The 17,123-nt window shown below is 57.6% G+C and carries 19 protein-coding genes; 10 read left to right on the top strand and 9 right to left on the bottom strand.

The window, feature by feature from the left end; genetic code table 11:
* Window positions 1-132: 132 nt before the first annotated feature.
* Window positions 133-1,128 (top strand): SDR family oxidoreductase, encoded by a 996-nt coding sequence (locus tag OHJ17_RS12060; RefSeq protein ID WP_004151245.1) that lies wholly within the window; start codon window positions 133-135, stop codon window positions 1,126-1,128.
* On the opposite strand, the gene OHJ17_RS12055 is transcribed toward OHJ17_RS12060, so the two are convergent.
* The 5 genes from OHJ17_RS12055 to OHJ17_RS12035 form a co-directional block, all read right to left on the bottom strand.
* On the bottom strand, window positions 1,125-2,750 hold the full coding sequence (locus OHJ17_RS12055) for an alpha-amylase family protein (protein ID WP_004184169.1): 1,626 nt from the start codon (window positions 2,748-2,750) through the stop codon (window positions 1,125-1,127). The two genes, OHJ17_RS12060 and OHJ17_RS12055, sit on opposite strands and share 4 nt — an antisense overlap.
* 39 nt (window positions 2,751-2,789) lie before the next feature.
* Window positions 2,790-2,972, bottom strand: coding sequence for a hypothetical protein (locus OHJ17_RS12050; protein ID WP_020324736.1), 183 nt, complete (start codon window positions 2,970-2,972; stop codon window positions 2,790-2,792).
* Window positions 2,973-2,988: 16 nt separating this feature from the next.
* On the bottom strand, window positions 2,989-3,495 hold the full coding sequence (locus tag OHJ17_RS12045; RefSeq protein WP_004151243.1) for a ferritin-like domain-containing protein: 507 nt from the start codon (window positions 3,493-3,495) through the stop codon (window positions 2,989-2,991).
* Between the two features lie 23 nt (window positions 3,496-3,518).
* Window positions 3,519-3,734 (bottom strand): hypothetical protein, encoded by a 216-nt coding sequence (locus tag OHJ17_RS12040; RefSeq protein WP_004143717.1) that lies wholly within the window; start codon window positions 3,732-3,734, stop codon window positions 3,519-3,521.
* Window positions 3,735-4,099: 365 nt separating this feature from the next.
* Window positions 4,100-4,285, bottom strand: coding sequence for a con-10 family general stress protein (locus OHJ17_RS12035; protein WP_004143718.1), 186 nt, complete (start codon window positions 4,283-4,285; stop codon window positions 4,100-4,102).
* Window positions 4,286-4,940: 655 nt separating this feature from the next.
* Between OHJ17_RS12035 and OHJ17_RS12030 the strand changes: the two genes are divergently transcribed.
* Both OHJ17_RS12030 and OHJ17_RS12025 read left to right on the top strand, forming a co-directional pair.
* Window positions 4,941-5,855 (top strand): SDR family oxidoreductase, encoded by a 915-nt coding sequence (locus tag OHJ17_RS12030; protein ID WP_020316423.1) that lies wholly within the window; start codon window positions 4,941-4,943, stop codon window positions 5,853-5,855.
* A 196-nt stretch (window positions 5,856-6,051) separates the two neighbouring features.
* Window positions 6,052-6,297 (top strand): YmjA family protein, encoded by a 246-nt coding sequence (locus OHJ17_RS12025; protein WP_002906114.1) that lies wholly within the window; start codon window positions 6,052-6,054, stop codon window positions 6,295-6,297.
* Between the two features lie 67 nt (window positions 6,298-6,364).
* Here OHJ17_RS12025 and OHJ17_RS12020 read toward each other — a convergent pair whose 3' ends face one another.
* Window positions 6,365-7,258 (bottom strand): LysR family transcriptional regulator, encoded by an 894-nt coding sequence (locus OHJ17_RS12020; protein ID WP_004184171.1) that lies wholly within the window; start codon window positions 7,256-7,258, stop codon window positions 6,365-6,367.
* Window positions 7,259-7,371: 113 nt separating this feature from the next.
* Between OHJ17_RS12020 and OHJ17_RS12015 the strand changes: the two genes are divergently transcribed.
* Together OHJ17_RS12015 and sra are read left to right on the top strand one after the other, a co-directional pair.
* The gene (locus tag OHJ17_RS12015; protein ID WP_004189881.1) at window positions 7,372-8,223 is read left to right on the top strand and encodes a Vmh family MBL fold metallo-hydrolase; all 852 of its coding nucleotides are present in this window, start codon (window positions 7,372-7,374) and stop codon (window positions 8,221-8,223) included.
* A gap of 177 nt (window positions 8,224-8,400) precedes the next feature.
* Complete coding sequence (gene sra / locus OHJ17_RS12010) at window positions 8,401-8,541, top strand: stationary-phase-induced ribosome-associated protein (RefSeq protein WP_004143727.1); 141 nt, start codon at window positions 8,401-8,403, stop codon at window positions 8,539-8,541.
* Here the strand turns inward: sra and OHJ17_RS12005 are convergent.
* Window positions 8,538-8,666: a hypothetical protein gene (locus OHJ17_RS12005; RefSeq protein ID WP_002906122.1), complete on the bottom strand. Its 129-nt coding sequence runs from the start codon at window positions 8,664-8,666 to the stop codon at window positions 8,538-8,540. The two genes, sra and OHJ17_RS12005, sit on opposite strands and share 4 nt — an antisense overlap.
* Before the next feature lie 56 nt (window positions 8,667-8,722).
* Here OHJ17_RS12005 and OHJ17_RS12000 point away from each other — a divergent pair, with 56 nt between their 5' ends.
* The 4 genes from OHJ17_RS12000 (at window position 8,723) to OHJ17_RS11985 (ending at window position 14,059) form a co-directional block, all read left to right on the top strand.
* Entirely contained in the window at window positions 8,723-10,420 is a 1,698-nt protein-coding gene (locus OHJ17_RS12000; RefSeq protein WP_002906125.1) for an NAD-dependent malic enzyme, read from the top strand.
* A gap of 183 nt (window positions 10,421-10,603) precedes the next feature.
* Entirely contained in the window at window positions 10,604-11,299 is a 696-nt protein-coding gene (locus OHJ17_RS11995; protein WP_008804751.1) for a hypothetical protein, read from the top strand.
* Window positions 11,296-11,982 carry a hypothetical protein gene (locus OHJ17_RS11990; protein ID WP_032433125.1) on the top strand — a complete coding sequence of 229 codons (687 nt, stop codon included), beginning with the start codon at window positions 11,296-11,298 and terminating at the stop codon, window positions 11,980-11,982. Before OHJ17_RS11995 ends, OHJ17_RS11990 begins: the two co-directional genes overlap by 4 nt.
* Before the next feature lie 361 nt (window positions 11,983-12,343).
* A complete protein-coding gene (locus OHJ17_RS11985) occupies window positions 12,344-14,059 on the top strand; it encodes an ABC-F family ATP-binding cassette domain-containing protein (RefSeq protein ID WP_004176020.1) in 1,716 nt (571 codons plus the stop codon).
* 36 nt (window positions 14,060-14,095) lie between these two features.
* Here OHJ17_RS11985 and OHJ17_RS26450 read toward each other — a convergent pair whose 3' ends face one another.
* Complete coding sequence (locus OHJ17_RS26450; protein WP_004176019.1) at window positions 14,096-15,049, bottom strand: bifunctional helix-turn-helix transcriptional regulator/GNAT family N-acetyltransferase; 954 nt, start codon at window positions 15,047-15,049, stop codon at window positions 14,096-14,098.
* 188 nt (window positions 15,050-15,237) lie between these two features.
* On the bottom strand, window positions 15,238-15,837 hold the full coding sequence (locus OHJ17_RS11965) for an inorganic diphosphatase (RefSeq protein WP_032433126.1): 600 nt from the start codon (window positions 15,835-15,837) through the stop codon (window positions 15,238-15,240).
* Window positions 15,838-16,089: 252 nt separating this feature from the next.
* Here OHJ17_RS11965 and adhP point away from each other — a divergent pair, with 252 nt between their 5' ends.
* Window positions 16,090-17,100, top strand: a complete 1,011-nt coding sequence (gene adhP, locus OHJ17_RS11960; RefSeq protein ID WP_002906221.1) for an alcohol dehydrogenase AdhP — start codon at window positions 16,090-16,092, stop codon at window positions 17,098-17,100.
* Window positions 17,101-17,123: the final 23 nt, after the last annotated feature.

Here is a 17,123-nt window from a genome sequence, read left to right as displayed (position 1 = left end):
ACCAGGAGATGCCGCCTGATTCACACTGCGCTTATTCCAGGATATTTCCCACCTCGTCATTGCCATTGGTGAGAAATAATTAACCGATCCGTACAGTCAATATTGTGAAAGCCAAAACATAATGAGGTCACTATGTCTGTGATGGTTATTACCGGTGGAACCGCGGGAGCGGGCAAAGCTACCGCGCTGCGTTTCGCCCGCGCTGGATATCACGTGGCGCTGATCGCCCGAGACGAAACGGGTTTACAGGAGACGCGACAGGCCTGTGAACGGTTTGGCATTAAAACGCTGGCTATTAGCGCCGATGTCGTCGACGCCGGGGCGCTGCAGCGCGCCGCCGCCGAGGTGGAAACCACCCTCGGGGCAATCGACGTCTGGATCAACAACGCCATGACCACCGTGCTGGCGCCCTTTCGTCAGATGAGCGAGGAGGAGTTTCGCCGGGTGACGGAGGTGACCTATCTCGGGTACGTGAACGGCACCCGCGCGGCGCTGGAGGTCATGATCCCCCGGGATCGGGGGGTGATTATTCAGGCCGGCTCGGCGCTGGCCTGGCGTTCAATCCCACTGCAGTCGGCTTACTGCGGAGCGAAAGCGGCGATCCGCGGCTTTACCGATGCCGTGCGTACCGAACTGATGCATGAGAAAAGCCACATCCAGTTGACCATGGTGCAACTGCCGGGGATGAACACCGCCCAGTTTGGCTGGGCGCGAAACAAAATGGATCAGGCCATGCAGCCGGTGCCCCCGGTCTATCAGCCGGAAGTCGCCGCCGAGGCTATTTACAGCGTCATCCAGCGCCCGGTCAACGAGCTGTGGGTCGGAAAAAGCACCATCCAGTCGATCCTCGGCCAGGTCTTCTTCCCTCGTCTGCTCGATCGGCTGATGGTGAAAAAAGCGTGGGAGGGACAGTTTACCGGTCAGCCAAAGTCGTCAGACCAACAGGACGACCTGTTCACGCCGGTGCGCGGCAATCATCCGGGCCACGGCCCCTTTAACGATGGCGCACGGCGTAAAGCAGTCACCATCAGCGCCGATCTCCCGGGTAAAGTCGCCGCCGGCGTCGGGGTAGCGGTGGCGACGATGGCGCTGCGGGCGTTGTTCCGTCGTTCCGGAAAACGGCGCTAACTCAGGCTGCGGCTGAACCAACGGTAACCATATCCGGAGAGTGCCAGCCGCGCATCTTTCCCGCCGTGCAGCCCATCCTGATAGAGCTTATCTTCCAGAATTGGGCTCCAGTAGCCCTCGGCCAGCGGCGGGAGCAGGACCTCTACCGCCTGCTGGCTGCAGTTGGCCAGCATCAGTACCTCCCGCGATTCGCTGCGATAGAGCAAGCCCAGCACCGCGTCGGGCTTTAGGGTAAGGAGAGTAAAAGGGAGGGAGCCCGGTTCAGTATATTCCGTGCGCGCCAATACCATATTGCGTACCCGATGCAGCAGCGACCTGGGATGGCGCAGCGCCGTTTCGACATTGATCCGTTGGTAGCGGAACCGCCCGCTGGCCACCGGTTTTACCGGCAAATCATCCCGCGCCGCCCGGGAAAAGCCGGCGTTGGCCGCGGCTGACCACTGCATCGGCGTTCTGACCGCGTAGCGCTCCGGTAAGGAGAGATCGTCACCCATGCCAATCTCGTCGCCATAGCGCATCACCGGCACGCCGGGCAGCGCCAGCAGGATAGCATGGGCTAACGCTATGCGTCGGGTATCGCCGTCCAGCATCGGCGCCAGTCTTCGGCGTACGCCGCGCTGGTAAACGGACATCGATTTATCAGGGGCAAAGGTGCGGATAACCTGGCGCTTGTTGCGCTCGCCAATCCCCTCAAGATCCAGTTCATCATGGTTGCGCAGCCAGTTGACGAAGCAGCACCCGTCCGGCGGGGTCACCATCGCCTGCAGGGCCTTCACCACCGGCGCGGCGCGCTGCTGCGCCAGGCTGAGGTAGAGGTATTTGTTAAGCCAGAAATTAAGCACCATCTGCAGCCGATCGCCCTGGCCGAAATAATGACGGTAATCTTCTACCGCGACGTCCACTTCACCCAGGAGTATCGCATCGGGATTGAGGCGCTGTACAACCTGCCGGAGATGGGTCAGCAGCGGGTAGCCGCGCGTCTCGTCGCCCTTTCCGGCCTGCTTGACCAGATGTGACGCGGCATCGAGACGAAAGCCAGACACCCCAGCCTGCAGCCAGAAGGTGATAATGTTTTCGATTTCAGCGATCACCGGCGGATGGGCGAGATTAAGGTCGGGCTCGTGGTGATAAAACATGTGGCGATAATATTGCCCAGCCTGTTCGTCCCAGCGCCAGACGCTCTCCTCAACGCCGGGAAACATGGGAGGATCGTCGTTTTCCGGCGGCCGATCGGCCCACAGATAATACGGCCGCCACGGCGACCGGGGATCGCGTCGCGCCGCCTGGAACCACGGGTGCTGCGCGGAGGTGTGCTGGATCACCAGCTCAACGATCACCCGCAGTCCCAGCTCGCGGGCGCGGGCAATCAGCTCAATCACGTCAGCGATAGTGCCGAACCGCGGATCGGGCTGCAGATGATCGCTGATATCATAGCCATCATCCTGCAGAGGAGTGAGATAGAACGGAGTCAGCCAGAGCACCGTCGCTCCGAGGCTGCGAATGTAGTGTAGCTTTTGGCGAATGCCCGCGAGATCGCCAAAACCATCGCCATTGGCATCATAAAAGAGCGAACTGTCAACCTGATAGATGACCGCTCTGTGAAACCACTCTTCCCGTTGCATCACTCTCACCTCGCGTTCTGCCCGTCCCTGTCAGCCGCCTCAGCGCGATCCGGACCCCGCCCTGGCCTTCGCGCGCGGTTTGCCGACAGGCGATACGGGATTGCGTTCCGCTGGTAGCATCCTGTTCGCTACCGCGTCCACCAGCGCCTGCTGCCTGGCGGTTAATACCAGCGGAACCTCTTCCTCGGCGGCGAGGAGCGCGATGGTTTGCCGTTTGACCATAGCGTTCTCCGGCGGCTTAATGCCCGGCCTCAACGCCAGGCATATCGGTATCCATAAGATATTGCCCGGTCAGCGCTGGCAGATAATGGAGCAGCCAATCAGCCATTCCTCTCTCTTCAGCCAGGATACCCTCCAGTGTATGCATCGCGCTGTGGTCGCCTACTCTTTTCGCCGCCGTTAATAAAGCGGTATAGCAGGCGACCTCAAAATGGGCAAAAACGTAGGCAGTGATAATCACTTTAATAACCTCATCACCGGGCAGCATGATGCCAATGGTCTGTCCTAACGCCGCCACCCGGCTCATCGCATCCTTCAGCGCAGAGCGGGAAATATGGTTGCGGGCGATGATATCCTGCAGGGCGGACAATTGCCGTCGGGTTTCATAGAGATGTTGTTCAAGGCGGGTGCGTAACTGCGGTTCATTATCGAGGCGTCTGATGGTGGCCACCAGCAGCGACTCAGCCTGTTTTTCCATGGCATGCGCATCGCGAAGCCAGTTGTGATAATTTTCAATATCCGTCATATACACCTCTGATCATTAACCTTTTATTTTGACGTGGAATCTTCACTCTCTTCCGCCGCCTGGTCAGCTCGCGCTGCGCTATATCCGGATAAATGGCCAACAATATTGGCATAAATACTGATGAGAATGACCCACAGTACGCTGTCTTTCCACCAGATTAACGAGGGTATCGCCAGACCCACCCACATAACGGCGGCGACAAGATGACAGCGCTTAATAAACACTGGCGTCAACTTCATTTTATTACCTTAGGACCGAACAATATTGAGCGACCATTTTATCGACGCTCTGACCGCTGCGTCAGGCGCTAAACCTTACGCTGAAAATGTCTTTCTTTTGCCTAAGCATAAAAAAGAAAACAGCGTTGCGTATTGTCCCGTTCCGTTATTTTCTGTCTTTACCGTCCGGCTAATTTATTGCCGCTGCGGCCGTCTTTAATTGCTAGTGATGCGGCGATTTCCTCCTCACCTTTTAGTTTCCCCACATCGCGGATAATGAATGTCGTTATAGATAAATAAACCCTGAATATGCAGAAACCTGCGGACCATCTGGCCCACAGGTTTTGTCTCAACGCCGATTTGTCGGCGTCACAGCTCATCAGTCGCTAGCTGTCACCGGATTTACGGCCGCCGCCATGACTGTTCTTACCACCCTTCTTACCGGCTTCGGATGCACGTTCAGGATCATTTTTAAAGTTCCCGCCGCTGTGCTGTCCGCCTTTACGCCCGGCTTCGGATGCTTTCTCACGATCTTCTGCAAAATTACCTGAACCGCCTCTATGCTCTGCCATAATTTTCACCTTTGGTTTGATCAATATCGGTTGGTAAATGGAAAATGACCCTGTTACAAATCATCGCCCTCGATATCTAACACTAGAGGAATGCCTGCAGGAGTCAAATTAATTTCAGATACCCATCCGCGCACTGACAAAATAAAGCTTTACTAACGAAGCGGTAAGATAAAATATACCTCACACAACTCCTTTATTTGACGTAGGTTATGTTCACCGGCGGGTAAAACAGAAACGTCCAACGGCCGTTTGTAAAAAAATGCAAACGATTTAATGAATAAATATTTCTTTATCCCGCGGAACACAACCCCAGGAATATTACCCCTAAAGAGGTATTACTTTATAGACCATGGTTTGCGAATGAACATCTTCATCGTTTATTCAGGCAGCACCTTCATCGTAACTTGAGAAAAAGATCATGCGCGTTACGAAAATAGCCCTTGGCCCTTGATTAAGGATGGAATAATCCTAATTTAACGTCAGCAATAATAACGCAACGCTATCCCCCGAAATACGCCAAGGATCAGTCGGTTAAGGCATACCGTTACGCCTACGATTGGCCATTGACTGCGATGTTGCGAGTCATCCAGGGTCTGTCGCCAGGAGAAGCTGACCTATTCTTAGAGCTGGCCCGTTCTGTCTGAAGGAGATGACTATGCAAGATGAAAAACCGCCAATGAAGAAGTTACCCACCTCCATGTTGCCAGAAGAGACGGCTCCACGTCCGGAGTTCCCGGAGCAAGAACAAACCCCGCCGGGTCTGGATGCGGAAATGGAGCCATCCCCGGACCACGGTGAAACCAGCTACTCCGGCTCCGGACGACTGGCCGGTAAGAAAGCGTTAATTACCGGCGGCGACTCCGGTATTGGCCGTGCGGTGGCGATCGCCTTTGCCCGCGAAGGCGCCGACGTCGCGATAAACTATCTGCCCGAAGAGCAAAAGGATGCGGATGAAGTTATCGCCCTGATCAAAGCCGAAGGGCGCACCGCGGTCGCCCTCCCGGGTGATATTCGCTCAGAATCCTTCTGCCAGTCGCTGGTGGCCGACGCGGTGGAACAGCTGGGAGGTCTGAGCATCCTGGTTAATAACGCCGGGCGTCAGCAATACTGTGAAACCCTTGAGGAACTCACTACCGAAGATTTCGACGCTACCTTCAAAACCAACGTCTACGCGCCGTTCTGGATCACCCGCGCCGCACTGCCTCACCTTCAGGCCGGAAGCGCGATTATCAATACCACCTCGGTGCAGGCGTATAAACCCAGCCCGATCCTGCTCGATTATGCGCAGACCAAAGCCTGTCTCGCGATCTTCACTAAATCGCTGGCTAAACAGGTGGCGAAACGAGGCATTCGCGTAAACGCCGTAGCGCCTGGCCCTTACTGGACGGTGCTGCAATCCAGCGGCGGCCAGCCGGACGAGAAGGTGAAACAGTTTGGCAAAGACACGCCGATGGGGCGCCCGGGGCAACCGGTAGAGATCGCCCCGCTGTATGTCACCCTGGCATCCGATGCCTGCTCATATACCTCCGGACAGGTGTGGTGTTCTGACGGCGGGGATGGTGTGGTCTAAGCCTCCCGGCATACCGACGCGCGCCAGCGCGCGCCGGTATTTTCCCGGCCAACCCTTGCGGCTATATACTGGCCCCTCGCCTCCCGGTTGCGGCAATTTTTTCTTTCCTCCACTCCGCTACTCTGGCCGCATGCTATGATGTCCGCCCGCCGCTGTGCGCTAACCCTGGCCCCGACGCCACCCCTGAGGACGACAGATGAGTAATGACATCCCCCTGAAATTTTATGACATCGTGGACGAATACGAGACCGAAGCGGCTGCGCCGGTAAAGGATGAAGAACGCGATGCGCTGGCGCGCTATTTCCAACTGCTGATTGCGCGGTTAACTAATAACGAAGAGATTGACGAAGAGGCGCAGCGAGAAATGGCCCGCGAGGCGGCCATTAACGAAGACCGCATTGACGATATCGCTAATTTCCTTAATCAGTGGGGCAACGAATAAAGCTCAACGTCAGCCTACCGGCGGAATTGCCTTCCGCCGGTGCTGTCGGGGCGCGAAGCGCCAAGACTCAGCCGTGGCCAGTCTCCTCTCCCAGACGCCTCTGCAGCGCATCAAGAAATAGCGGTAATCCGTCAGGTTGGTAGTCGCGGGAAAGATAGATGCCGTAAACGCTCAACGCCTTCGGCGTCCACTCCGGAAGCACCACCTCCAGCGTGCCGCTGGCAATCGCGCCCCGGGCCTCCAGTTCGGGAAGCATCGCAATGCCGCACCCGGCAACCGCCGCCTCCAGCAGCAATGAAGATATCCCTGCGCTCAGATTACCGTTCACCGCCACCGACGCTTCCCGCCCCTGCGCATCGCTGAACTGCCAGTGCTGGCTGGCGAAATGGCTGTATAGCAGGCAGTTATGTCGTTGCAGATCGTCGGGCGTCGTCAATGGGCCATGCTGGCGCATCCAGCCCGGCGCGGCGCAGAGCAGCGAACGGCACACTCCGAGGCGACGAGCGATGGCCCCCGCCTCCGGGTTGTCGGTAATGCGAATGGCCACGTCGATACGCTCGCCGATCAGGCTGACCGGATGGTTATTGATATCCAGCTCCAGGCGCAGCAGTGGATAGCGGGCGAGAAAGTCCGGCAGCAGCGGAGAGATCAGCTGCATGGCGGTAAAGTGCGCGCAGGCGACGCGCAGTGTGCCGCTGGGATCGGCCCGCTGACGCTCGCCGGCGATTTCATCGGCGATCCGCGTCAAACCGCGGGTCTTGAGCAATACCTTCTCCCCGGCCGGGGTCAGCGTCAGCCGCCGGGTTGAGCGATGGATCAGCCGGGCGCCGGCCCAGCTCTCCATTTGTTCCAGATAGCGGCTCACCATCGGGCGCGACATCCCCAGCGCCCGCGCCGCGGCGCTAAGACTTCCCAGCTCGCAGATGCGCAGATACACCTGCGCAGCAATCACCCTGTCCATCACTCCCCCTGATCTGCACGTTTTATGAAACTCAGCATCTCTTGTTTCAGGAATTCTATCAAATAGCGAAATCCGTACAATGGAACGCATTCACCTGTTACTGAGAATAAATCATGAAATTATCTGCCCTTGCTGTTGCTACCGCCCTGTTCAGCGGCGCGGTCTTCGCGGCGCCTCTGACGCTGCAAACTTACAACCCACAGGAAAAAGGACTTTTTGCCGTCAACTCGACCCTCGTTTCCGGTCCGCATGAAGCGGTACTTTTCGACGCGCAGTTCAGCGTCAAAGATGGGGAAAAGCTGGTGGAGATGATCAAGAAAAACGGCAAACCGCTATCGCGGATTGTGATCACCTCTGGCGATCCGGATTTCTATTTTGGTCTTGAGCCGCTGGTAAAAGCCTTCCCGCAGGCGGAGGTGGTCGCCACGCCGGAGGTCGTCAAACATATTGCAGCCACCAAAGCGGCCAAACTGGCGTACTGGGGCCCGCAAATGAAAGACGGCGCGCCGACGCAAGTGTATGTCCCGCAGGCGCTGGAGGCCAACAGCTTTACCATCGATGGCGAGAAAGTGACCATCATGCAGCCGCATGACTACGCGGCGTTCGTCTGGATCCGGGCGAACAAAACGATCCTCGGCGGCACCGGCGTGGCGTGGGGTATGCATCTCTGGACCGCCGACACCCAGACGCCGGCCAGTCGTCAGCAATGGCGTAATACGCTGGACCAGATGATCGCCCTGCACCCGCAGCGGGTGATCCCGGGCCATTATCTCGGCACCCCGCCGGAGGGAGACAGCGCGGTGCGCTTTACAAAAACTTATCTCCAGCAGTTCGAGCAGGCGCTGAAGACGCATTCGGATTCGGCCGGGGTGATCAAGGCGATGGAGGCACAGTGGCCGGGCCTGGCGGAGACCAGCTCGCTGGAGTTAAGCGCCAAAGTTAATACCGGTGAGATGAAGTGGTGACCCCTGCGGCGCGCAAGGAGGACTGTTCTTAATCTGGCTACCCAGGGTTGCTATTACCGAGAAAATGGACCACCCTACCTGTGGCTGCACAAAAAACGCGCGGCCGACTTTGGGTTACATTTCATCCGGTCATTACCGGGTTTGCCCTTGAAACCAGAACAGGATAAAGGAGTCAGAATGAAATCGAACCATCAGGCACGTCATCTTCTCGGTCTGAACTATAAGCTTTCCCGGCAGAAAAAAGTGGTGCTGGAAGGCGATGAAGAAACCACCATCAACCACATCCATGCTACCGGCCGCAAACGCCGCGGTGGTTAATTTTCAGCCTGAGTGATGATAAACAACACCGTCCTGTTGCCAGGATGGTGTTTTTTTATGGCAATTGACTGCTTGTTTACCCGCTTGAAGACCTTCTGCTCTATACTCTGCCCGCTGCTTTCCACCCGCCCTTCGCTTATCGCCGCGCCGGGACTGTGGTCATGATCAAGGAGTTAGTGCGATGCAATTTACCCATAAGAAAAACCGTTCCCTGTACATCCCCTACGCGGGTCCCGTTCTGCTTGAATTCCCCCTGCTCAACAAGGGAAGCGCCTTCAGTATGGAAGAGCGCAGCAATTTCAATCTGCTCGGCCTGCTGCCGGAAGTGGTTGAAACTATCGAAGAGCAAGCGGAACGCGCCTGGATCCAGTATCAGGGATTCAAAACTGAAATCGACAAACATATTTATCTGCGTAACATCCAGGACACCAACGAAACCCTGTTTTATCGCCTGATCGGCAACCACCTTGAAGAGATGATGCCGGTTATCTATACCCCGACGGTAGGCGCGGCCTGCGAACGGTTCTCCGAGATCTATCGTCGCGCCCGCGGCGTCTTTATCTCCTACCAGAATCGCCATAACCTTGACGACATCCTGCAGAACGTCCCGAACCACAACGTGAAAGTGATTGTGGTCACCGATGGCGAGCGCATTCTCGGCCTCGGCGACCAGGGAATCGGCGGAATGGGGATCCCGATCGGTAAACTGTCGCTGTATACCACCTGCGGCGGCATCAGCCCGGCTTACACCCTGCCTATCGTGCTGGACGTCGGAACAAACAATCAGCAGCTGCTCGACGATCCGCTGTATATGGGCTGGCGCCATCCACGCATTACCGACGACGAGTACTATCAGTTCGTTGACGACGTGATCCAGGCGATTAAGGCCCGTTGGCCGGACGTGCTGCTGCAGTTTGAAGATTTTGCGCAAAAGAACGCCATGCCGCTGCTCAACCGCTACCGCAATGAAATCTGCTCGTTTAACGACGATATTCAGGGCACCGCGGCGGTGACCGTCGGGACGCTGATCGCCGCCAGCCGCGGCGCCGGTAGCCAGCTGAGCGAGCAAAAAATCGTCTTTCTCGGCGCGGGTTCGGCCGGCTGCGGTATCGCTGAACAGATTATCGCCCAGATCGTCCGCGAAGGACTCAGTGAAGAAGAGGCCCGCCAGCGCGTGTTTATGGTTGACCGCTTCGGCCTGTTAACCGACGGCATGCCTAATCTGCTACCGTTCCAGAACAAGCTGGTGCAAAAGCGTGAGCAGCTGCAGAGCTGGGATACCACCAGCGAGGCGCTGTCCCTGCTGGACGTAGTGCGCAACGTGAAGCCGAACATCCTGATCGGCGTCTCGGGTCAGCCGGGACTGTTCACGGAAGAGATTATCCGCGAGATGCACAAGCACTGCCCGCGGCCGATCGTGATGCCGCTCTCCAACCCAACCTCACGGGTGGAAGCGACGCCGCAGAATATCCTGAGCTGGACCGACGGCGAGGCGCTGGTCGCCACCGGCAGTCCATTCTCCCCGGTTACCGTGAAAGGCAAGCAGTATCCCATCGCCCAGTGCAATAACTCCTATATCTTCCCGGGTATTGGACTGGGGGTGATCGCCTCCGGCGCGTCGCGGGTCACCGACGAGATGCTGATGGCTGCCAGCGAAACCCTGGCGCAGCACTCGCCGCTGGTCAACAACGGCGAAGGTCCGGTGCTGCCGGAGCTGAAGGATATCCAGACCGTCTCACGGGCAATTGCCTTCGCGGTCGGCAAGGTGGCCCAGGAGCAAGGCGTGGCGGTGAAAACCTCCGCTGAAGCGCTGCTGCAGGCCATTAGCGATAATTTCTGGCTGCCGGAATATCGCAATTATCGCCGCACCTCGATTTAATCACGCTCACCGGGTCGACATATCGGCCCGGTTTTTAATAACGTCAGAATAATATCTCCCGCCACAGAAACGTTTTTTTCGCCCATATTCATTCATCGTAAAAATATAAAACGGATAGCATTTGCCGCGCGCCCTCCGCTGTGCAAAATAGTTGTTTCTCACCCCCTCACAACGGAATGTGAAATGCTAAAATTAACCCCTGGCGCGAATAAAGCGAATGCGATTCTGATCCGTATTGTCTTGTTTCTTATCGGCGGTATCGCCATCATCACCGGAATGTGCCTCTTCAGCGGTGATATGTGGATGCTCACCCCGCGGGCGGAACAGTATCAGCCCGCCACCGGCGATCTGGTGGATGTCGTCATCTATGAACCGAGTAAATTTTTCTTCGCCCTGCTCTACGTGTTTATTATTACCCTGGTCTGGCTGTTGGCGGTACGTAAAATCCCCTGGCGGCCGATACAGCATCCTATATTACCGCTGATGGTACTGATTGCCGCCGGGATATTTATTTTCCTCCACCCGGAGGTCACCCCGGGTCGGGATGCCAGTATTCAGTACGGTAAACACAATACCTATTATGCGTCCATATTCTGGATGAAAACCCGGTCAGGTAGTCATTCCGCTAAGCAATCAAAATATGAAACCTTTGTTGAAGCAAAAGATCCCCGCTGGCTTATCGACAGAAACAATCTTGGCCGAGCCTGGCGCTGTGAAGTGGAGCGGCATAGCCAGTTTTACACCCTGTCATTCAATGAAGGCTGGTTTCCGAACATCAATCCGCAGGTCCTTGCCAACCAGTGTAGTCAGATTGCCGATCTGGATACGGTCTCTGAAGACGAGCTGCTTGTCACTAAAACCATCAGGAGCCGTAAATGAGCCAGCAAAAAATGGTTTTGCAGCCGATATTACGCCTCTGGCTGGGGCTGTTTAGCGTACTGTTGCTGGTGAGCGCCATCAGCGCCTTTCACGGTGAGTACTGGTATTTCGGCGATAAGCAGGCGTTTTACGCGGCGAAAGCCGGCGAGGTCTCTGTGCATGAACTCTATACGCCGGCGAAAATCCTCTTTGCTTTTATCGTCAGCACGATCCCGCCGCTGCTGTGGCTGCTGCTGGTTAACCGTCGGGCGCCGCGGCTGCTGACCCACACTCTCCCATCGGTGTTACTCCTGCTGGCGGGTTTGCTGTTTTTCTTCCTGAGACCCGACGTGATTCCCGGCGGGGAAACCCCTGTCTATCGCTACGGCGAGCGGGAGCGCTACTACCAGACGATACGCTGGCAGAAACCGGAGCCTGGCGCGTGGCGGGGTACCCGCTCTGAGTACAACGTGTATATCGAATATCGTGATCCCAGGGGATATCGCAAAGTCGACAATATTAAAAACGCCTATACCTGTGAAACCCACCGGGAGTCTCGCTTTTTTACCTTAACGACCGAAGAGGATTGGTATCCGGATTCGTATCCGAATATTCTCGAGGCTCCCTGCCAGGCGATAAAGGATCCCCAGGCGATGACGGAATATACCCGCGACCACGCCCGCTGGTTTCCCATTACGTTTTAGCAAACACACTAGCCTTTTGCGCCAACAATATCTCGCCGGTAATGGCACTGAACACGAAAACTGGTGGGTATCGGCCCCTGCCAGTTTTGTCACTGGCGCGCTTTCCCTTTCCCCACTACACTGCCATCACCCATCCACTTACTGAATAAAAAAGGAGGCCCCCCATGCTGTATTGTGAAATGTTTATTGTTTCACATGCCTTAGGCAATTGCGCCAGCTCAAGCGTTATCGGTATCGTGCTGCGATAACTATGGCTTGAGCGAAGACCCTTCACGCAATCCCTTCTCTCCGGCTTACCGGGTTATCGTCAGCGAGTTTTGACGAGGCATTTGCATGCCTGTAACTCTTGAGTAAGTTGACTATGAGTACATTACTAACTGCCCATGCGCTCCACGTGGAGACGGCTTTTGGGCCGCTGTTTAACTCCCTCTCCTTCACCCTGAAGAAAGGCGACCGGATCGGTCTCATCGGCCATAACGGTTGCGGCAAAAGCACCCTGCTGCAGGTGCTGGACGGCACCCTCGCGCCCACCTCGGGCAGCGTCTCGCTTGCCGGTCAGTGTCTGATGGCCCGCGTTGAACAGCATCTGCCGGAGGCGCTGCATACGCAGTCGCTGCTGCAGGCGGTGCTGGCCCCATTACCCGCTGATGTACGGGAAGCGCAGCGCTGGCTGGCCGAACGCCTGCTGGCGCAGATGGGCTTTACCCCGGCGGTGATGGAGCAGCAGACCGCCACCCTGAGCGGCGGCCAGCACACGCGTCTGCTGCTGGCCCGGGCGCTGATCCGCCAGCCTGATCTGCTCTTGTTGGATGAGCCAGGCAACCATCTCGATCTGCCCACCCTGCTGTGGCTGGAAAGCTTCCTGCAAACCTGGCAGGGGAGCTTCGTACTGGTGTCACACGACAACACCTTACTGGATGCTGTAACTAATGCGAGTTGGATCCTCCGTGACCAGACGCTACATTGCTTCGCCTTGCCCTGCAGCGCTGCCCGTCAGGCACTGCAGGAGCAGGATGAAAGCGCCGCGTTACGTCATAAGGCGGAGCAAAAAGAGATCGACCGGGTCAGCGCCAGCGCCCGGCGGCTGGCCACCTGGGGTCGGGTCTATGACAATGAAGATCTCGCCCGCAAAGCCAAACAGATGGAGAAGCAGGTCGCCCGCCTGAAAGACGAGCAGACCGAGCTCAGCGTCGGCCCGCCGTGGCGCCTGGTGTTACAGGGGGACGCCCTGCCGGCCGACCGCCTTTTGGAGATGGACACCCTTCCCGTCTCGCCCGCGCCGGGTCAGCCATCCCTCTTCACCACCGGCGTGGCGCGCCTGCGCAGCGGCGATCGCGTGGCCATCATGGGACGTAATGGCGGCGGCAAATCGTCCCTGCTGCGCCTGCTGTGGCAGCAGATGAACAACGCATCGCCTCTCCCGGGGCTGCGCCTGCATCCCCGGTTGCACCCCGGCTACTATGACCAGACGCTGGCGCAGTTGCCGAACGAGGCCAGCCTGCTCGAGGCCCTGACGCCGTTTGCCCCGTCGGCGGACACCCGTAAACGGGCGCTGATCGCCGCCGGGTTTGGCTGGGCGAGACATAGCCAGAAGGTCAGCACCCTCAGCGGCGGCGAGCGATCGCGGCTGCTGTTCGTTGGCCTGTCGCTGGCGCGCTACAGTCTGCTGCTGCTGGATGAACCCACCAACCATCTTGATATGGAGGGTAAAGCGGCGCTGGCGCAGACGCTGCGCGATTACCCCGGCGGCGTGCTGCTGGTCAGTCATGACCGCCAGCTGATTAGCGAAAGCTGTAACCGCTTCTGGCTGATTGACAGCGCCGGGCTAACGGAGTGGCACAGCCTGGAGGAGGTCTATGCCCGTCTGCAGGCCGTGGCGCCCGCCCCGGACAGTCGGCTCGCTTTGCAGAGTACACCCGCCGGGGCTGACGATGATGAGGAGGCGCTGCTGGCGCGGCTGATTGACCTGGAGCAGTGGCTGGCTGACGACATGGCCCGCAAGCCAAAACATCAAAAGCCGTCACTGCAGGCACAGTGGCAAGAGGAGATTGCCCGCCTGCTTAACCAACTGACGTAATCTCCATGTCCCCCCACCGGCTAAGGCGCCACGCCCTTAGCCGGTGTTTCCGGACCGGGTAAATTGCTGCTCGGTCATTACCTTTCCCCACTGCTCCCCCTGCCATTCTCGGATTAACGTGAAGCCAAAGGATTCATACAGTTTGCGGGCCGCGTCCAGCCCTTTAAAGGTCCACAGCTGCACCGCGCTAAACTGGCGACTATCGCAGAAAGCCATCGCCTCGCTGAGGAGCCGCCTGCCAATGCCGCTTCCCCGGCAGCTGTCATCGAGAATGAACCAGCGCAAATGCGCCTCCTGCTGGCCGAGGTCCTCGCCATCGATAGCCAGCGAGCCGACGATTTTCCCTTCGCGGATCGCCAGCCAGATCTGGTTGGCCGGGGAGGAGAGCCGGGTGGCAAATTCCGCTACGCCGCTGGCGACCTTGCCTTCAAAAAAAGCGCCAAAGTCATGATGACGGGCGTAATACTCCCCGTGCATCTGGGCTATCCGGCCGATCATCCCCGGCTGGTAGCCGGTCATCAGCGAAATTTGCGGAGCCGTATCCGCGAGCGCGCTATCCCGACACTGCGCCAGCGCCCGGGCATAGGCCGCCAGTCCAGTGGCGACAGTTTGCTGCTGCGTCTCATCCAGATGGTCTAACGCCTCCACCACCTGACGGGTACCCCAGGCGTTAATTTTCGCCACCGTATCGTGCCCCTTTGCCGTCAGGGCGAGTGATTTCGCGCGCGCATCCTCCGCGCAAGGACGCTCCTCCAGCTCACCAGCCGCCAGCAGACGAGAGACCATCCGGCTGACGCTTGATTTTTCCAGTCCCAGCAACGTGACCAGCTGCGCGGCCGTCATCTCCCCCCTCATCGATACCTCAAGCAGGGTGTGCACCGCCGAAGGTGAATAATGGGTGGCGGCCAGCGTGGTGCTCATAAAGCCCAGCTCGCGCACCATTAACCGCGAGGCGGTACGAATCTGTTGGATTAAGGGGGTATCAGGCATAGCGGCGGGTCCAGAAAATGAAATGGTTGTACAATACAACCATCACCTTCATCCTGCGTCAAGATGCAATATGGTGGGATAAGCGTTGTCGTGTGACGTGTGACGTGTGACGTGTGACGTGTGATTTTGCCGCCACAGGGATCGTGAAAGCGAATGCCGCGGGCGCCGGACAGCGCCCGCGATGAATATTATTGCGGGTTCTTCGCCTTCCAGGCCTCCCAGGCCGATTTGATCTCCTGCTTCGCGACCGCGGCGTCATTAAAGCCGGCCAGCTCGACCTTTTTACGCCCCTCCGGCAGTTCTTTATAGACCCGGAAGAAGGCCTCCAGCCGCTGCTGTTCTATTTTCGGCAGATCGGAGATGGTCTTGATGTCGTCGTAGGTCGGGTCAATTTTACTGGCCGGTACGGCGATGATTTTGTCGTCTTTCTCACCGCCGTCTATCATCTTCAGCACACCAATTGCCCGCAGCTTAATCAGCGTGCCCGGGGCCATCGGCGCGCGGGTATAAAACACCACGTCCAGCGGGTCGCCATCCCCGGCCAGCGACTGGGTCAGCGAGCCGTAGTTCGCCGGGTAGGCCACCGGCATCGACTGAAAGCGGTCGGCGACGATAAACCCCGTTTTAGCATCGGTTTCGTACTTAATGATCCCGCCCGTCGGGATCTCAGTGACGGCGTAAAATTCTTCCGGGTTGTTTTCCGGCTGGGGAAATTCCAGCACATTGTGGGCCTGGGCGGCGGCGGACAAAAGCAGACCGGCGGTGAGGATGGTTTTTACCAGATGCATTGTTGTATCACTCTGTTGTTATAAGAAATTGATGCGCAAAACAATAGATTCGAGTGATGACAAAAACATGACCATTCAGCGTCAATATTATTACCTACCAAATATAGCGATGTTGTCTGAATTTTGTGCTATCCCTGTAGCAAAAAGCCACATTCTGTACTAAGCGCCTTGTATTTTACCGCTCAGCGTCTAATCCTTATTGGGTACTATTGCATTAATTAAGTTAATCAATTCCCCCACAAGGAGACAGGCATGAAGGCAGCTGTTGTTACCCACGACCATCAGGTTAACGTCACGGAAAAAACGCTGCGCCCGCTGGAATACGGCGAAGCGCTGTTGAAAATGGAATGCTGCGGCGTGTGTCATACTGACCTGCACGTGAAAAACGGCGATTTTGGCGATAAAACCGGCGTCATTCTCGGCCATGAAGGGATCGGGGTGGTACAAAAAGTCGGCCCGGGCGTCACCTCCCTGAAGCCGGGCGACCGCGCCAGCGTGGCGTGGTTCTTCGAAGGCTGCGGCCACTGCGATTACTGTAACAGCGGCAACGAGACGCTCTGCCGCTCGGTGAAAAACGCCGGCTATACCGTCGATGGCGGCATGGCGGAAGAGTGCATCGTCACCGCCAACTACGCGGTAAAAGTTCCGGACGGCCTCGACTCCGCCGCCGCCAGCAGCATCACCTGCGCGGGCGTCACCACCTACAAAGCGGTCAAGGTCTCCCACATCAAACCGGGCCAGTGGATCGCCATCTACGGCCTCGGCGGGTTGGGTAACCTCGCGCTGCAGTATGCGAAGAATGTGTTTAACGCCAAAGTGATCGCTATCGACGTCAACGACGGACAGCTGGAGCTGGCGGCCTCGATGGGTGCCGACCTGACCATCAACTCCCGCAATGAAGATGCGGCGAAAGTGATTCAGGAAAAAACCGGCGGCGCCCACGCTGCGGTAGTAACCGCGGTGGCTAAAGCGGCCTTTAACTCGGCGGTGGATGCCGTTCGCGCCGGTGGCCGCGTGGTCGCGGTGGGCCTGCCGCCGGAGGCGATGAGCCTCGATATTCCGCGTCTGGTGCTGGACGGCATCGAAGTGGTCGGTTCGCTGGTCGGCACCCGTCAGGATCTGGTGGAAGCCTTCCAGTTTGCCGCCGAAGGCAAAGTGGTGCCGAAAGTCACCCTGCGTCCGCTGGAAGATATCAACGCTATCTTCAAAGAGATGGAGCAAGGTCAGATCCGCGGCCGTATGGTTATCGATCTGCGTAGCTAATCACCCGCGCCTCTCCCGTCCGG

This window comes from Klebsiella sp. KP20-425-1, from assembly GCF_025813515.1.
Taxonomy (GTDB): Bacteria; Pseudomonadota; Gammaproteobacteria; order Enterobacterales; family Enterobacteriaceae; genus Klebsiella; species Klebsiella pneumoniae.
This window is presented reverse-complemented; position numbering and strand designations above follow the sequence as displayed.

Bases quoted from the DNA above. Each gene is read 5' to 3' on its own strand.
- OHJ17_RS12035 (WP_004143718.1), bottom strand. From the start codon at position 4,285: ATGGCAGAGCATAGAGGCGGTTCAGGTAATTTTGCAGAAGATCGTGAG.
- OHJ17_RS12025 (WP_002906114.1), top strand. From the start codon at position 6,052: ATGAGTAATGACATCCCCCTGAAATTTTATGACATCGTGGACGAATAC.
- OHJ17_RS12020 (WP_004184171.1), bottom strand. From the start codon at position 7,258: ATGGACAGGGTGATTGCTGCGCAGGTGTATCTGCGCATCTGCGAGCTG.
- OHJ17_RS11990 (WP_032433125.1), top strand. From the start codon at position 11,296: ATGAGCCAGCAAAAAATGGTTTTGCAGCCGATATTACGCCTCTGGCTG.
- sra (WP_004143727.1), top strand. From the start codon at position 8,401: ATGAAATCGAACCATCAGGCACGTCATCTTCTCGGTCTGAACTATAAG.
- OHJ17_RS12055 (WP_004184169.1), bottom strand. From the start codon at position 2,750: ATGCAACGGGAAGAGTGGTTTCACAGAGCGGTCATCTATCAGGTTGAC.
- OHJ17_RS11965 (WP_032433126.1), bottom strand. From the start codon at position 15,837: ATGCATCTGGTAAAAACCATCCTCACCGCCGGTCTGCTTTTGTCCGCC.
- OHJ17_RS12060 (WP_004151245.1), top strand. From the start codon at position 133: ATGTCTGTGATGGTTATTACCGGTGGAACCGCGGGAGCGGGCAAAGCT.
- OHJ17_RS11985 (WP_004176020.1), top strand. From the start codon at position 12,344: ATGAGTACATTACTAACTGCCCATGCGCTCCACGTGGAGACGGCTTTT.
- OHJ17_RS12040 (WP_004143717.1), bottom strand. From the start codon at position 3,734: ATGAAGTTGACGCCAGTGTTTATTAAGCGCTGTCATCTTGTCGCCGCC.
- OHJ17_RS12015 (WP_004189881.1), top strand. From the start codon at position 7,372: ATGAAATTATCTGCCCTTGCTGTTGCTACCGCCCTGTTCAGCGGCGCG.
- OHJ17_RS11995 (WP_008804751.1), top strand. From the start codon at position 10,604: ATGCTAAAATTAACCCCTGGCGCGAATAAAGCGAATGCGATTCTGATC.
- OHJ17_RS12050 (WP_020324736.1), bottom strand. From the start codon at position 2,972: ATGGTCAAACGGCAAACCATCGCGCTCCTCGCCGCCGAGGAAGAGGTT.
- OHJ17_RS12000 (WP_002906125.1), top strand. From the start codon at position 8,723: ATGCAATTTACCCATAAGAAAAACCGTTCCCTGTACATCCCCTACGCG.
- adhP (WP_002906221.1), top strand. From the start codon at position 16,090: ATGAAGGCAGCTGTTGTTACCCACGACCATCAGGTTAACGTCACGGAA.
- OHJ17_RS12045 (WP_004151243.1), bottom strand. From the start codon at position 3,495: ATGACGGATATTGAAAATTATCACAACTGGCTTCGCGATGCGCATGCC.
- OHJ17_RS12030 (WP_020316423.1), top strand. From the start codon at position 4,941: ATGCAAGATGAAAAACCGCCAATGAAGAAGTTACCCACCTCCATGTTG.
- OHJ17_RS26450 (WP_004176019.1), bottom strand. From the start codon at position 15,049: ATGCCTGATACCCCCTTAATCCAACAGATTCGTACCGCCTCGCGGTTA.